This is a genomic window from Blautia sp. AF14-40, from assembly GCF_003479665.1.
GTDB classification, from domain to species: Bacteria; Bacillota; Clostridia; order Lachnospirales; family Lachnospiraceae; genus Fusicatenibacter; species Fusicatenibacter saccharivorans.
The window spans coordinates 1-879 of the sequence record NZ_QUHK01000112.1; the positions used below are offsets into that span (position 1 = coordinate 1).

The 879-nt window shown below is 31.9% G+C and carries 1 protein-coding gene; it reads left to right on the forward strand.

What is annotated here, in order from left to right:
- Positions 1–879, forward strand: an 879-nt coding sequence (locus DWW13_RS18565) for an AAA family ATPase (protein WP_147398353.1), incomplete at both ends; no start/stop codon positions are given.

Below are 879 nucleotides of genomic sequence, written 5' to 3' on the forward strand. Positions count from 1 at the left end.
ACATTTCATTAATTCTATATACAGAACAAGGAATTGGTGAGAAAGTTTCTATTTCATTAAAACATAAACAAGATAAGATATATATTATTACAATAAACAATGTCCCGTCTAGTATTGCATCTCCGGTTGAACCTAAAGTAATTTTAGGAAACTGTGTTTGCTATTTTGAAAATTTAACCTTAATCAATGCATATGCTACCTCAGTTTCTCCGGGAGGAACCAAAATTGATGGAATTTTAGCTAATATTTATTTGATTTTCAGAATTAATGCAATGCAATTTAAAAATATAAATCATTTAACACCATTAAGAGTGTATCCCCAAAGAAATTACATATTAGATAATGAGATTGATAACGTTGGATTAAGTGGCGAATATACTCCGCATATTATGTGTAAATATGCGGGCAAAAAAATATGGGGATTTCTTCCACCAGAAGACAAAATAATGGCTGGAGATGAGGTGCGAAAATCCTTTGAAATGTTGGTAAATAACTGGATGAAATATTTGGGATTGGGAGAATATTCATTAAATCAAACTTCTGAAATGGTAAAACTAAATGTGTCGGATTATAATGTTTCAAATGTGGGGTTTGGTGTGAGTCAGGTCTTGCCAATTTTAGTGTCTGGACTAATCGAGCGAAAAGATGAGTTGCTGATGCTAGAACAGCCAGAAATCCATCTTCATCCTGCAGCACAGATGGGAATTGCAGATTTTCTTTTGTCAATGGCGGCTACTGAGAGAGAATTAATTATTGAAACTCATAGTGACCATATAATAAATAGAGTTGTAAAGAGGATAATGCAAGATAAAACAGGGCAATTAAATAAAATAGTTAAAATATATTATATAAATAGTAATGAACGTGAGAACCCTATTA